11 protein-coding genes are annotated in these 14594 nt (G+C 60.4%); 7 read left to right on the top strand and 4 right to left on the bottom strand.

Going from position 1 to position 14594, the window contains the following annotated elements:
• Nucleotides 1–52 precede the first annotated feature (52 nt).
• Nucleotides 53–454 (top strand): type II toxin-antitoxin system HicB family antitoxin, encoded by a 402-nt coding sequence (locus F8A88_RS09140; protein ID WP_151150840.1) that lies wholly within the window; start codon nucleotides 53–55, stop codon nucleotides 452–454.
• A gap of 233 nt (nucleotides 455–687) precedes the next feature.
• On the opposite strand, the gene F8A88_RS09145 is transcribed toward F8A88_RS09140, so the two are convergent.
• A complete protein-coding gene (locus F8A88_RS09145; protein ID WP_241667403.1) occupies nucleotides 688–2196 on the bottom strand; it encodes a HoxN/HupN/NixA family nickel/cobalt transporter in 1509 nt (502 codons plus the stop codon).
• A 178-nt stretch (nucleotides 2197–2374) separates the two neighbouring features.
• Here F8A88_RS09145 and F8A88_RS09150 point away from each other — a divergent pair, with 178 nt between their 5' ends.
• Nucleotides 2375–4324 (top strand): sensor histidine kinase, encoded by a 1950-nt coding sequence (locus tag F8A88_RS09150; protein WP_151150841.1) that lies wholly within the window; start codon nucleotides 2375–2377, stop codon nucleotides 4322–4324.
• Between the two features lie 157 nt (nucleotides 4325–4481).
• Here F8A88_RS09150 and F8A88_RS09155 read toward each other — a convergent pair whose 3' ends face one another.
• Together F8A88_RS09155 and serB are read right to left on the bottom strand one after the other, a co-directional pair.
• Complete coding sequence (locus F8A88_RS09155) at nucleotides 4482–4922, bottom strand: glycine zipper domain-containing protein (RefSeq protein ID WP_151150842.1); 441 nt, start codon at nucleotides 4920–4922, stop codon at nucleotides 4482–4484.
• A 182-nt stretch (nucleotides 4923–5104) separates the two neighbouring features.
• Nucleotides 5105–6328 carry a phosphoserine phosphatase SerB gene (gene serB, locus F8A88_RS09160; RefSeq protein ID WP_151150843.1) on the bottom strand — a complete coding sequence of 408 codons (1224 nt, stop codon included), beginning with the start codon at nucleotides 6326–6328 and terminating at the stop codon, nucleotides 5105–5107.
• Between the two features lie 170 nt (nucleotides 6329–6498).
• Between serB and F8A88_RS09165 the strand changes: the two genes are divergently transcribed.
• The 3 genes from F8A88_RS09165 to F8A88_RS09175 all read left to right on the top strand — a co-directional run bounded on the left by F8A88_RS09165 (nucleotide 6499) and on the right by F8A88_RS09175 (nucleotide 9486).
• Entirely contained in the window at nucleotides 6499–6801 is a 303-nt protein-coding gene (locus F8A88_RS09165) for an ArsR/SmtB family transcription factor (RefSeq protein ID WP_151150844.1), read from the top strand.
• A gap of 4 nt (nucleotides 6802–6805) precedes the next feature.
• Entirely contained in the window at nucleotides 6806–7900 is a 1095-nt protein-coding gene (locus F8A88_RS09170) for a permease (protein ID WP_151150845.1), read from the top strand.
• A gap of 86 nt (nucleotides 7901–7986) precedes the next feature.
• Nucleotides 7987–9486 (top strand): sensor histidine kinase, encoded by a 1500-nt coding sequence (locus F8A88_RS09175; RefSeq protein WP_151150846.1) that lies wholly within the window; start codon nucleotides 7987–7989, stop codon nucleotides 9484–9486.
• Here the strand turns inward: F8A88_RS09175 and F8A88_RS09180 are convergent.
• Nucleotides 9413–10576, bottom strand: coding sequence for an AI-2E family transporter (locus tag F8A88_RS09180; protein WP_151150847.1), 1164 nt, complete (start codon nucleotides 10574–10576; stop codon nucleotides 9413–9415). The genes F8A88_RS09175 and F8A88_RS09180 overlap by 74 nt on opposite strands.
• Before the next feature lie 128 nt (nucleotides 10577–10704).
• On the opposite strand from F8A88_RS09180, the gene chrA reads away from it, so the two are divergent.
• Nucleotides 10705–11859: a chromate efflux transporter gene (chrA, locus tag F8A88_RS09185; protein WP_151150848.1), complete on the top strand. Its 1155-nt coding sequence runs from the start codon at nucleotides 10705–10707 to the stop codon at nucleotides 11857–11859.
• A 188-nt stretch (nucleotides 11860–12047) separates the two neighbouring features.
• On the top strand, nucleotides 12048–14453 hold the full coding sequence (locus F8A88_RS16050) for a methyl-accepting chemotaxis protein (RefSeq protein ID WP_161598368.1): 2406 nt from the start codon (nucleotides 12048–12050) through the stop codon (nucleotides 14451–14453).
• Nucleotides 14454–14594 lie beyond the last annotated feature (141 nt).

The following is a 14594-nucleotide window of genomic DNA, read 5'->3' on the forward strand; positions in this document are numbered from 1 at the left end:
TGCCCTTGCGCGCCACACCCTGTATAGGCGGGAAAAAACAAGGAGACTTTCCATGAAATACATGGCTCTGCTCAATAAGGAAAAACACGGATTCGGCGTGAGTTTCCCGGATTTTCCGGACTGTACGACCTTTGGCGCGGACGAGGAAGAGGCCGTGGACATGGCGCACGAGGCCCTGGCCATGTTTGTGGAGCTGCAGCTGGAGTCCGGCATGGACCTGCCCGAGCCCATGAGTAAACAGGACGTGTTGGACCTGCCCGGAACCGGGGACAAAAAGATCTTCGGCGTCGAGGTTTCGGACGACGGCACGGATTTCGAAGCCGTGGAGCTGACCCTGCACCGCTACCTGCTGGAACGCATTGAACAGTATGCGGACAAATACGGCGTGGCTCCTGCAGATTTTCTGGCCGTTGCCGCGCGCGAGGCCATGCGCAAGGATGTATTCAAGGAATAGGCGGGGCTTTGGAAGCGCTGCGTTGGGCTATGCTTTTGTTGCGGCGCAGTTTTTTTTGTCGGATTGCTGCGGTTACGCGTAGCAGGACGATGCAGCTGTTTTTGTTGAAGGTTTCGTCCGGGAGGACGAAACCTTTTTTTTCGATCCGGTTCGTCCCGTGTCGCGTTCTTGAGGTGTTGCGCGGAAAAACGAGAATGAAGAATCGCGTTTTGTTCTCAATATCCCGTTATTATTCATATACTTCCCAGGAACATGGCCACGCCGAAAAGGGCGATGGCCAACGCCCCGCAGATGGAAAGGAAGGCGTAGACGCGATTGAACAGGGTGCGGTTCTTGCCCGAAATCCTGAGGGTCAGGCCGCGCGCGCTCACGGCGGCCCATGCGAACAGTGTGGTGGTCAGACCCATGCCCAGCGCCATGGCCAGCATGGCGGCAATGCCCGCTCCCACGATGTTCAGGCCCACGGCAAAGGCCAGTATCACGGCAGCGCCCGGACAGGGCACCACGCCGGTGACAAAGGAGACCAGCAACACGCTGCCCATGTGTTCGGAACGGGCGACCTCGCCCGCATCCACCGGACAGGCAGCGCCGCGCAGCAGCCCGCCTTTTCTGAGGTCCCGGATAATGGCCACGCACAGGCCGAGGCCCACGAGCGTGAGCAAGGCATAGCTGGCGGGCTGTATGATCTTGTCCGCGCTCTGGAAGCCGCCCATGCCCGAACCGAGCAGCCAGTAGGCCCCCATGACAACGATGGTGGCCGAGGCGACATGCACGAAGGTGATGGCGTGGCCCATGACGGCTCCGAGCCACAGGGAACCGGGCCGGGCCAGAAAATAGGAACAGACCACGGTCTTGCCGTGCCCCGGGCCGATGGCGTGCACGCCGCCGTAAAGAAAGGAGAGCAGCAGGAACATCCAGAAACCCTTGCCCAGCGGGTTTGTTCGAATGTCGGTGGCCAACGCCGTGAGTTTTTTCTTGATGGCTTTTTGCAGGGCCACAACCTGACCCATGAGCCGCTGCAGAAGGGAGGGCGTGGCGGATCCGGGCTGCGGTTCGGATATGTCTGCCTGCCGTGTTGCTCTGGAGGCGGGGGCGGGCATGGTTGATCCTGCGGGTTCGAGCCGGAGGGTGATGGCCTGCGGAATGACGAACCCGCCCCAGTAGGCCAGGTCCGGAGCCGGGGCAATGGAGTGGCTGACGCTGAACGGTCCGCCCACGTCAATGCCCAGTTGGTCCTTGAGCAGCAGCATGTCCGCGTAATATTCCCGGTCACAGATGGTGATGCGGATTGTCGCGGGGTGCTGCACAGGGATGTCCAGCGCAAGGAAAAAATCGTAGATCAGGCGGTTGTCGTCGGAGACCGAGGCGTGAAAGTCGCTGGTCTGTCCGGGCTTCAGGCGCTGGCCGTCCACCTGCACGATGGTGAAATACCCCACGTTTTTCAGGTTGGCAAAACCGCCGTCACGAATGGCTTCCTGTCCTTTCGGGGTCTTCAGGTCCGCCGGGGTCAGGCCCAGATCGGACAGCAGGGCCGCGGTGAACATGTCGTCGAAGAGCCAGTGGTGGCGAATTCCGGACAAACCGTCCTTGCCGATGACCAGTGTGGGGGTGGCGTCCACGAATACGTGCGGATGAGCCGGGGCCGGAGCCGCGTGGAGCAGCAGGGCGACCGGCAGCAACACGATCATGAGGGTTGCCATGCGGGAGATGATGCGCGCCATGGAGGGAGTATCTATCCGCATTGTGTTTTCGTGGCAAGGAAATCCATTCTAACACGATTGTCAGGAGCTCAGGTTTTCATTAATCAAGAGCAGGATGAAGTTTCTCGCGGAATAGGGGCTGTCCGGCGCGGCATGTTTCTGTTATCCTTCAAAGAGGTGAGGGCTTCGGTATCGAAGCTGCAACAATGCAGGGGCGGGGATGAGCGAAGAAAATCAAGGTGTGACCGATAAACGACCCATGTTCACGGCACGGGGCAGATCGCTTTCTCGCGACCTGACCGCCAGCCTTGTGGTCATCGTCGTCATGGTCGCCACCGCCATGTCCACCTACACGTATTGGCGCCAGTCCGAGGACATGACCCATTCCGCCGCGGAAAAGGCGGATGAGATCGTGGACCGTGTGGCCGAAATCCTGGCCGTTCCCATCTGGAACCTCGATTATGAAAATGCCCGGCTCATCGGTTCTGTGTATGCCCAAAACGACATGGTGCAGGGCTTTCGCATCTATGGCTCGCGCAACGAGGTCATCTACGCCCACGAAAAATTCATCGGCAGCAATGCGGATATCAAGCGCGTGCAGAAAATCGTCTTCGAGGGCCGCACCATCGGGCGGGCCGAAATCGATTTTACCCTGCGCGGCGAAAAGGAGCGGCTGGAGCGGCAGATGCTTGTTTCGGTCATGCTCATCATGGTTTCGGTGGTGGTCATCCTGGCGGTCACCGGCATACTGCTGCGCGTTTTTCTGGGCAAGCCGCTGGCCATCCTGCAACGGGGCATCGCCCGTGTTGCCAAGGGTGACTTTTCGTATGATTTCGGTGAGATTCATCATGCCGAGCTGTTGGACATAGCCCAGCGGTTCCGGCTCATGAGCACGGAAATCGAAGCGCGCGAGCGCAAGATGCAGGGATTGAACCGTACCCTGCAGGAGGCCGAGGAAAAATACCGCGGCATTTTCGAAAACGCTGTGGAAGGCGTTTTCCAGATGACCCCCGACGGAAAGATCACCAGCGCCAACCCGGCCATGGCCCGTTTCTTCGGGTGCGAGACCGTGGAGGAGTTTCTGTACAGCACAGAGGACCCTTCCACGTCCGTTTTTCCCGAACCCGGCCAGTTGAGGCGTTTTCTGGACACCGTGCGCGAACAGGGCAAGGTTTTGCGCTGGGAAAATGAATACAATCGCAGCGACGGACGCCGTTTCTGGGGCGCGCTCAATGCCCGGGCCACCTATGCGGATGACGGTGAACTGCGTTCCATCGAGGGCATGCTGGAAGACTTCACCGAGCGCAAGAAGGCCGAACAGGATCTTGCGGACCTGAACCGGCATCTGGAACAGCTGGTGCGCGCCCGCACCGAGGATCTGGTGCGCAAGGCCCATGAACTGGAGCAGGCCAACAAACGCCTGCGCGAACTGGACGAGATGAAGTCCGCATTCCTGTCCTCGGTTTCCCACGAGCTGCGCACCCCGCTCACATCCATTCTCGGGTTCGCCAAACTGCTCAAGAAAGATTTCATCAAGAATTTCAAGCCGCTGGCTGTGGGGCAGGATTTGTTGGAAAAGCGCGGTGCGCGCATTCAGGAAAACCTGTCCATCATTACCGAGGAAGGCGAACGCCTGACCCGGCTCATCAACGACGTGCTGGACCTGAACAAGATCGAGTCCGGCAGCATGGGCTGGCGCGACGAGGTCATTCAGTTGGGCGAGATTGCGGAAAAGACCGCCCATTCCCTGCAGGGCGTCTTTGCGCAGAAGTCCGAGGTGGACCTGATTTGCGAAGTGGAGCCGGACCTGCCCGAAATCGTGGCCGACCCGGACCGCATGCAGCAGGTGCTGGTCAACCTTCTGAACAACGCCGCCAAGTTCACGGAACATGGCAGCGTTATCATGCGGGTCAAGAAGGACAACGGGTATCTGCGCGTGGAGGTGGATGACACAGGCGTGGGCATTGCTCCGGAAGACCGGCTTACGGTCTTTGAAAAGTTCCATCAGTCCAATCTCAGCACCATGAAGGACAAACCGCAGGGAACCGGACTGGGCCTGACCATTTGTCGTGAAATCGTGGAGCATTACGGCGGGCGCATCTGGGTTCGTTCGGAACTGGACAAGGGCAGTTCCTTCATCTTCACCATTCCGGTGGAATCCCCGAACTGATTTTTTTCTGAATTCTGGAATTTTGAGAACCGACTTGCGGGGAGGATTGCCAATCAATCCTCCCCGCCGGTCTGTCTGCCGCTGCCCCGGAGGAGAGAACCGGGGCCGACACGGAGGAGGTTTGCGCTGCACGGGCAGCGCGGATGCTGTGAAGTATCTACTGCACGAGGTGCCAGTTGCCGTCCGGCCCGCGGTAGGCGTCCGCAAGGATGGTTTCCCTGCGGCCGTCGGGCATGGTGGCTCTCAGTTCCACTTCACGGAAATGTCTGTTTCGTTCATAACGGGCCGGGCGGGGCTCCGCTTCATAGTATACGCCGGTATCCGGATTCTTCCAGTGCTCCACGGACCCTGAAGGCGTGCTTTCCAGCGTCTGCGAAACGTGCATCCTGTCGGCCTTGTCCATTTCGTTTCCCACGATGTAGCCCACCAGCAACCCGGCCCCGGCACCCACGGCCGCTCCGGTGATCTTGTTGTTGAACGTCAGCGCGCCTAGCGTGGCCCCGGCCAGCGAACCGATGCCTGCGGAGCGCTGGGCATTGTTGCTCATGCATCCCGAGGTCATGAATATGGTCATCAGCAGCAGTATTGTGGTTCGCATGGTCTTCTCCGTCAGCTTTGTGCAGACAGAGGCAATACGTGTGCCAAACTTGCAAATGTTTGGATTTATTAATTTTGTGTGTTGGGTGGTGCAACGTTGCACGCGCGAGCGCACTTTTTTTGCGCAGGGGCGCGCAAATGCAGAACGGATGTCGCCATGATGGCGGCGACGGGCGGATGCGGCTAGTGCTGTTCGGTTTCGCGGTCGCGCACGCCGATGAGATAAAGGATGGAATCCAGTCCGAGGTTGCTGATGGACTGGCGCGCGCCTTTTTTGACCTTGGGTTTGGCATGGAAGGCTATGCCCAGCCCGGCAAGGTTGAGCATGGGCAGGTCGTTGGCGCCGTCGCCCACGGCAATGCATTGCTGCAGGCTGATGCCTTCCTTCTGGGCGATGGCGCGCAGCAGTTCGGCTTTCTTGTCTGCGTCCACGATGTCGCCAAGCGCGCGGCCCGTGAGCTTGCCGTCGCGGATTTCCAGCTGGTTGGCATAGACGTGGTCAACACCCAGACGCTCCCGCAGGCGTTCGCCGAAATAGGTAAACCCGCCCGAGAGAATGGCGATGCGGTAGCCCACGGACTTGAGAATGCGGATGAGCCGTTCGGCCCCTTCGGTCATGGGCAGGCGTTGGTGAACGCGCTCCAGCACGGCTTCGTCCAATCCTTCAAGCAGGGCCAGTCGTTTGGCAAGGCTCTGCTTGAAGTCCAGCTCGCCGCGCATGGCCCGTTCGGTGATGGCCGCCACCTGCTCCCCGACCCCGGCCTCCTTGGCCAGCTCGTCGATGACCTCGGCCTGGATCAGGGTGGAGTCCATGTCAAAGGCTACAAGGCGGCGGTTGCGCCGGAAGATGTTGTCTTCCTGAAAGGCGATGTCCGCTCCCAGCTTGCCGGAAAGCTCCAGAAGCTGGCTGCGGATGCCTGAGGCGTCCTCGGGTGCGCCGCGCACCGAAAATTCCACGCAGGCCCGGGACTGGGAAAGGTCGCTGTCCAGCGGCATGCGGCCGGAAAGCCGGTGGATGGTTTCGATGTTCAGGCCGTTGTCGCGCATGATGGCGGCAATGGCCGACACCTGTTCCGAGGAGATGTGGCGGGCCAGGAGGGTCACGATGTGCCGCGTGCGGTTGGCCGCGGCCACCCAGGCCTCGTATTTTTCCGGCTCCAGCGGATGCAGCTTCATGTTCACGCCCATTTCGTGGGCCGTGAAGAGCATGTCCTTGAGAACGGGTTGCGGATCCACGGGCAGGCGGATGAGTATGCCCAGCGTCAGGAAGTCGTGAATGATGGTCTGGCCGATGTCCAGAATGTCCACGCCGTAGTCCGCGAGGACCGAGGTCAGGCTGGCAGTCAGCCCCGGGCGGTCATGCCCGGTCACGTGTACGAGTATGATTTCTTCCTTGATTGCTGTCATGTCGGCTCCCTGTGGAATGTGCGCGCACCTTCGCACAATTTTCCGCGATGGTAAATCCGCCCCCTTCGTGATTTTCCGGTTGACGGGCCGTTGCTATTTGTCTATTTTGCCAAATAGACAAATTGAGCGGAACACATCGCTCCGCCGAAAAAAACGAAAAGGTGCGATTCATGGAAGCGATCATCACGGAACAACAGTTCGACGGCAGCGCGGCGGTGTTCAAGGCCTTGGGGCATCCCGCCCGGCTGCGCATGGTGCATGCCCTTGCCCGCGGCGAAATGTGCGTCTGCGAGTTGCAGGAGCTGGTTGGGCTGGACGTGTCCACGGTGTCGCGGCATCTGGCCGTGCTCAAGCGGGCCGGTGTGCTTTCGTCGCGCAAGCAGGGCAACTGGGCCTACTACGCCCTTGAGCTGGGCTGCGTGGCCACGCTGCTCGATTGCGTTTTGAACCGCACGGGAAATGAAGGGGAATAGGAATATGCAGGATTTGAAGATGGCGCCGTCCGAACCGTGCGCATGCATGGGCGGGGCACAGGCGCAGGAACAGCGGCAATGGAGTCTTGCCCGTATCATCGTCTTGACCGTGGCGGGTGTGGCCGTGTGGTTCGGGCTGTACATGCAGCTCAAGCCGTTTTCGCGCTGGTTTGCCGAAACCCTGCTCGGTCTTGAGGCCGGAACGCATCTGGGCGAGGCCGTGGCCTTTTTCGTGTACGACACGCCCAAGGTGCTCATGCTGCTGGTGCTGGTGGTCTATGGCGTGGGTATTCTGCGCTCGTTCTTCACGCCCGAGAACACCCGCCGCCTGCTGGCCGGGAAAAAGGAATCCGCGGGCAACGTGCTGGGCGCGCTCCTGGGCGTGGTCACCCCGTTCTGTTCCTGCTCGGCCGTGCCCCTGTTCGTCGGTTTTGTCACGGCGGGCGTGCCGCTGGGCGTGACCTTTTCCTTTCTCATCGCCTCGCCCATGGTCAATGAGCTGGCGCTGGTGCTGCTGTACGGCATGTTCGGCTGGAAGGTGGCCGTCCTGTATGCGGTGACCGGGCTGGGCGTGGCCATCGTGGCCGGATGGATCATCGGACGGCTGGGCATGGAGAACCAGTTGCAGGGTTGGGTGCGCAGCCAGCTTTCCATGGGGGGCGAGGCCCCGCGCGGCAGGATCACGCCTTCGGACCGCGTGCGCGCCGGATTGGGCGCAGTGCGCGACATCGTGGGCAAGGTCTGGCCCTATGTGGTGGCGGGCATTGCCATCGGCGCAGTGATCCACGGCTATGTGCCGCAGGAGTTCATGGCCAGCATCATGGGCCGCGAAGCGTGGTGGTCCGTGCCGCTGGCCGTGGTCATCGGCGTTCCCATGTACACCAACGCCGCGGGCATCGTGCCGGTCATCTACGCCCTGATCGGCAAGGGCGCGGCGCTTGGCACCTCGCTGGCGTTCATGATGTCGGTCATCGCCCTTTCCCTGCCCGAGATGCTCATGCTCAAGAAGGTGCTCAAGGTGCGGCTCATCGCCACGTTCGCCGGGGTCGTGGCTGCGGGCATCCTGCTGGTGGGCTACCTGTTCAACCTGTTCATCTGAGATTTTCCGGGGGCATCCTTGTCACCACGGCCATGCCGGGGTATATGATCGGGTAAAACCGACCATCCCACGGTCATGGAGGCGGCATGAAAACAACGGATGTCCCCGGAAACGACAGTGGTTCCAACGCGGATGCCCCGGAGGGCAGCAGCGGACCCCGTTCGGAAAACGACGTCTGTTTCATTTCCCCGGAAGCGCGCGCCGAATTCGTGGACAGGCGGATTCGGGGCAAAATGGACGATTATGCCCGGTATGATTTTTCGCCTTCGCAGGTGCGCGCCCTGAACATTTTTTTCGACCTGAGCCAGGAATTCCGCGGCAGGGAGCTTTTTTACGATACCTGCCTGTACATACCGCGCATCATGTTCGGGCTGGAATCCTGCCTGTATGTGCTGGAGGATGAGGATACCTTTGTGCTGGCCGCGCGGTCATCCGGCTTCGGCGAGGAATTGCCGAACATGCGCGGCTGGGACGAACAGGTCGGCCCCAACGTCGCGCACAGTGAAGGCTACCTGTTCCTGCCCGTGCGCTGCAATCCCGACTACAACGACCTGCTGCCCTTTTTGCCGCCGGACAACATCATCGGCAATTTCGTGTTCAAAACCGGCCCGGACCTGAGCGATTCGGACCGGTTGTTCATGGAAAAATACGTGAACCGCGTGGGCTTTCAGCTGCACAACCGCTTGTTGCGCGACCGAAACCGTGAACATCTGGGGTTCATTCGCAATCTTGTGGAAGACATCGGCCACAACGTCATTGTTCCCAATATGTATTTCAAGCTGTATTTCAACCAGTTGCGTCGCATGATCAACTCGTTGAAAACCGTGAGCGCCGACATGCGCAAATTGGGCAGGGAAAAGCTGGAGCCTGATTGCGCCGACTGCGCGGACCGGCTGCAAGCGGTCCACGGGAACATGAAGGAAAAGTTCGACGAGATATACCGTCACTATGTGCAGACCAGCATGTTCCTGGAGACCCTGTTGCGGCGCAGGCATTTCGAGGAAGGACGCTACGTTCTGGAAAAGCGTCCCTGCAACCTGCGCAGTCAGGTGGTGGAGCCGCAGCTCAGCCGCTACATGCCGCGGCTGGAGGAGCGTGGCGTGGAGCTGGACATGACCCTTGGCGGTGCGCCGCCGGATCAGGTCATACGCATCGTGGTGGACATCGGGCTGCTCTCGCAGGTTTTTGCCAATCTTTTTTCCAACGCGGTCAAATACACGCGCCAGGCCACGTTGCCGGACGGCCGCACCGGGCGGTTCATGTCCTATGGCTGGAAGCTGGTCAAGAATCATTTTTCCACGGGAGTGGACGGCATCCGCATGTATGTGTTCACCACGGGCAAGCCCCTTTCGCTCTTGGACCCCATGGAGGTTTTTCAGGCCGGGTTCAGGGCCATGAACGAGCCGGACGAGGCCGGCACCGGGCACGGGCTGTTTTTCGTGCGTCAGGTGGTGGAGCTGCACCGGGGCGAGGTGGGCTATGCCGCCCGGGAGTACGGGAATGAATTCTATTTCATTCTTCCGCTGGAGCTTGAAGGGGCTCCGTCTCCGGTGCTGCCGCCGCGCTGCCCGGACCCGAGCCGCTAGACCCGCGCAGGTACCGCCGGTAGTAGGCCAGGCAGAGCATGGTCATGGGCAGGGCCAGCAGCAGCCCCAGAAAGCCCAGCAGTTTTCCCCATACAGAGAGCGAAAGCAGGATCAGCCATGGCGAAAGCCCCATGGCCTTTCCCTGCAGCTTGGGCACGAGCACCATGTCCTGCAGGGTCTGGGCCACGGCAAAGACCACGGCCACCGGAAGCATGCCGTACAGGAATCCGTGGCCCGTGATGATGGCGTTGAGCCCGGCCAGCACAAAGGCCGGGATCAGCCCTGCGATCTGCAGGTAGGGCACGATGTTCAAAAGGCCCGTGAACATGCCCAGCACGATGGCCAGCGGCAGGCCCGCAATGCTGAAGCCCGTGGCAAAGATCACGCCCATGATCAGGGCGATGAGTATCTGGGTGCGGAAGTAGCGGTTCATGGCCCCGGTGAACTCGTCGAAGAATTCCGTGACCGAGGTGCGATAGCGGTCCGGGATGTAGTCGTGCCAGTTGTTGCGGAACTTGCCGAAGTCCATGAGAATGAAAATGAGATACAGGAGCACGGCCACCAGCCCGGCCAGCGCGAACAGCAGGTTGGCCGTGGAACTGAGCAGATGCCATGCGCCGGGCAGGGCCTTTTTTGCCGCGGATTGCAACAGCCCGGCCAGTCCGGATTCGCTGAAGAACCGGCGCACGTCCTCGCGGGCCGCGAAATCGCGTATGGCCTGCCACAGGTCCGGTGGCAGACGGTCGGCGGCGCGCTGGGCCACGGCCGAGTTGTTGATCAGTTCGGAGAGCGTTTTGCCCATGGACGCCAGTTCGGAGATGACCATGGGGATCAGCACCCATGCGGCCAGCACGGCCATTCCCAGCAGCAGGGCAAGGCTCAGGAACACGGCCAGCGGGCGCGAACGGACAATGCGCTGGGTGAATTCCACCAGCGGGTTGACCATGTAAGCCAGCACCAGCGCCGCCACAAAGGGCAGCAGGGCGTCGCTCAGGGAAGCTATCAGGCTGAAACCTGCCCAGAGCGCGGCCACGGTCAGGGTCAGCCGCACCACGCGGTCAAAGGTATAGGGCTTGCTGTCGTCAAACATGGACACCGCCGTGTTGCAGGGTTCTCCGGAGTTTCCATTAGGTAACAGGACGGCCCGTTTTTCTCAACTGCGCCGACCCCTTGCGTTGCAAGGCTGTTGCGTGGCAGTTTGTGCACGGAGGGATTTGCATGAATCGTCCGTCATTGGCTCGCCTGTTTTTCACCTTTTTGCGTCTCGGCACCACCGCGTTCGGCGGTCCGGCCATGATTCCCTTCATGCGTCGCGAGGCCGTGGACCGGTTCGGGTGGCTCAGTGAAAAGACCTTCGGGTTCGGCATGGCCGTGACACAGATGGTTCCCGGGGCAACCGCCATGCAGATGGCCGCCTACGTGGGTATGCGTTCGCGCGGGGCGCTCGGCGCCGTGGCCGCGTATGCCGGGTTTTCCCTGCCCGCGTTTCTGCTCATGCTCGGCCTGTCCTTTTTGTATTTCACCACAGGCAACGTGGCGTGGATCACCAGCATGTTCGGCGGTATGCAGGCCGTTGTGGTGGCGCTCATCCTGCACGCTTCCGTGAATTTTTCGCGCCGGTATCTGACCGGAATCATGGAACGGATGCTGGCGCTGGGAACCGCGCTGTGGCTGTTTTACGGCCATAATCCCATCATTGCGCTGGTGGCTGTCTGTGTTGTGGCCGTTTTCGTTTTTCGCGGTCAGGCGGATGCCGGGGCAGCCCTGTCCCAGGAAGAGGCGCCCTGCAACCATGTGGGCGCCGCCGTGATTCTGGCCGTGCTGACCGGGACGGGCCTCGGGTTGCTGTTCTGGTTTGCGCCGCAGCTGGGGGACATCGCCGCCCTGATGCTCAAGATCGATCTGTTCGCATTCGGCGGGGGCTATGTTTCCGTGCCGCTCATGCTGCACGAGGTGGTGGAGGCGCGCGGCTGGATGGATGCCTCCATGTTCATGGACGGCATCGCATTGGGCCAGATCACGCCCGGTCCCATCGTCATGACCGCCACCTTCGTGGGCTATGCAGTGCGCGGCCTTGTGGGCGCGTTCGTGGCCACGGTGGCCGTGTTCACGCCTTCCCTGTTCATTCTTCTGGCCAGCACACCGCTTTACGGACGGCTGGCGTCTTCCGGGGTTGCGCGTCGCGCGCTCAGGGGCAGCCTTGTTTCCCTTGTGGGGCTGATGGCTGCCGTTGCCGGGCGTTTCCTGCTGGAAACCCATTGGAATTCCGTGAGCGTTTTCATTGCCGCTGCCGCGTTCATGGCCTTGCGCCTGCGGTTGAACGTGCTGCTCGTGGTCGCTGCCGGGGCAGTGCTGGCCGCACTTCTTTCCTGATCCCTTCCATTTCGTATTCCCCCTTTTCGGGACGTATTTTTTCACCAATTAATTATAATGGTTTGACACTATCTTGCGCTCTCAGTAATAAATATAATTAGAAATATTTCTATACTTCCCGGTGAAGGCGGTTTTCCGCCGTGGGGGATGGGAAGCGAAAAAAAAAGCGAGGTAGTATGTCCCGATTCATGAAAATGCCATTTCAAACCAAGCTGATGGTCGGTACCATCGGGGTCGTGGCCCTGGCCATCGTGGTCATGGCTTCGGTAACGCAGGTTCAGGTCAAGAATTCGTTGATCGAAATGGGCGAAACCAACATGCAGTCCTTTGCGGACAGCATGTATCAGCTCATGGAGATGCAGCAGTCCCTGTTGGCGGACAAGGTCAAGACCGACCTGAACATCATGGACGCGGAAATTGAAAAGTACGGGGCGCCGTATCTCAATACGGGCAATACCATTACCACGCAGATCACCAACCAGGTCACCAAGAAGACGGAAACCGTGACCATTCCGACAATGCAGTTCGGCGGGTATGTGATCAACGGGAACTATGATCTGGTGGACAAGGTGCAAAAGCAGGTGGGCGGGACCACCACCATTTTCCAGGTCTTGCCCGGAAAGCTGCTGCGCATATCCACCAACGTGCTCAAGCTGGACGGCAAGCGCGCTGTTGGAACCTATATCCCCTCGGACAGCGTGGTCTACAAGACCGTGACTTCCGGCGAGACCTATTACGGCATCGCCTATGTGGTCAACGCCTGGTACCAGACCGCGTACAAGCCCATCAAGGATTCCTTCGGCAAGGTCGTGGGCGTCATCTACGTGGGCCGCAAGATCCTGACCCCGGCGTTCCGCAAGGCGGTTGAATCCGCGAAGATCGGTGGTTCCGGCTACGGGTTCATCTTCAATGGCGCAGGCAAGCTCATGCTGCATCCGACCATCGAGGGCAAGAGCCTTGAGGAGTATCCTTTCTGGCCGGAATTCGAAAAGCAGAAGAACGGTCTGGTGAAATATGAATTCAAGGGCGAGCACAAGGAAGTTTTCCTGCGTTATTTCAAGCCGTGGGGATGGTCATTCGGTTTTGCCCTGACCCAGGGTGAAGTTTTCCACGGCGTGGACAGGAAATTGCTTGTCTCCAATGCGCTGGTGGCGTTCGGAGCCATTGCCGCGGTGATCATCGTGCTTCTGCTGCTCATTCGAGTGGTCACCCGTCCGCTCAAGACGCTTTCCGATTTCACCGGCGAAGTGGCCCAGGGCAATTTCAATGCCGAGATAGCATACGAGGCCAGAGACGCCATCGGCGACACCATCGACTCGGTGCGGGCCATGATTCTGGAGCTCAAGACAAAACTCGGTTTTTCCGAAGGTCTGCTCAACAACCTGACCTATCCGTGCGTTGTTGTGGACCTGGAGGAAAACATCACCTTCGTGAACCAGCACGAGCTTGACCTGTTGCAGAAGTCGGGTCAGCCCAAGGACTACATCGGCATGAAGTTCGCGCAGTTCCTGTACGGCGACCCCAACCGGGAAACCCAGCTGGGCGTTTGCATTCGTGAACGCAGTGTGATCGTGGGGCAGGAAACCCGGGGCAAGGGCGAACAGGGCCGCGAATACGATATCCTCGTGGATACGGCCGTGCTGGAAGACATGGACGGCCATGTTATCGGCGCGTTCACCATCATTACGGATACCACCCAGATCAAGGAAAGCGAGCGGGTAGCCATGGAACAGCGCGAGCGCATCATGGGCGCGGCTCGTGACGCCGACGCCATTGCCGAACAGCTTTCCTCGGCGGCCGAAGAGCTTTCCGCGCAGGTGGAACAGTCCACCCGCGGCACGCAGGTGCAGCAGGAACGTGCAGGCGAGACCGCCACGGCCATGGAAGAAATGAACGCCACGGTGCTGGAAGTGGCCCGCAACGCTGCGGACGCCTCCACCAATGCCGACGAGACAAAGGAAAAGGCCGTGGAAGCCTCCGGGCTCGTGGAAGAGGTTATCGGAGCCATCGCCCAGGTGGACGCGCGTTCCGGGGAACTCAAGCAAAGCATGGCGCAGCTCGGCGAACAGACCGACAGCATCGGGGCCATCATGCAGGTCATCGAGGACATCGCCGACCAGACCAACCTGCTGGCCCTGAACGCGGCCATCGAGGCGGCGCGTGCCGGCGAGGCCGGGCGCGGATTCGCCGTGGTTGCGGACGAGGTGCGCAAGCTCGCGGAAAAGACCATGGACGCCACCGGGCAGGTGGGCAAGGCCATCACCGATATCCAGGACGGGGCGCAACGCAACGTCAAGGCCACGGACGTGGCCCGGGAGGCCGTGGGCAAGAGCACCATGCTTGCCCAGCAGTCCGGCGAGGCCATGGAAGGCATCAAGATGCTGGTGGAGCAGTCCGCGGACCAGGTGCGCAGCATTGCCACGGCAGCGGAACAGCAGTCCGCCACCAGTGAGGAAGTCAACCGGGCCACGGACGAGATCAACGTGATTTCCTCGGAAACGGCCACGGCCATGCAGCAATCGCAGGTGGCCATCGAGGCCCTTGCCAAGCTGGCTTCCGAGCTCAAGGAACTTATCACGCGGATGCAGCAATAGCTGGTTGGCGCACAACGAAAACAAGGGGCCGGGCAACCGGCCCTTTTTTGTTGGGCCGGCCGCAGCAGGGCGGTTTTTCAGGGAGAGGGGAAGCACAAGAACCTTCGCATGCGTGACCGCGGGAGCATGGCCCCTTGCTGC

The sequence above is a fragment of the Pseudodesulfovibrio senegalensis genome (genome assembly GCF_008830225.1).
GTDB lineage: Bacteria > Desulfobacterota > Desulfovibrionia > Desulfovibrionales > Desulfovibrionaceae > Pseudodesulfovibrio > Pseudodesulfovibrio senegalensis.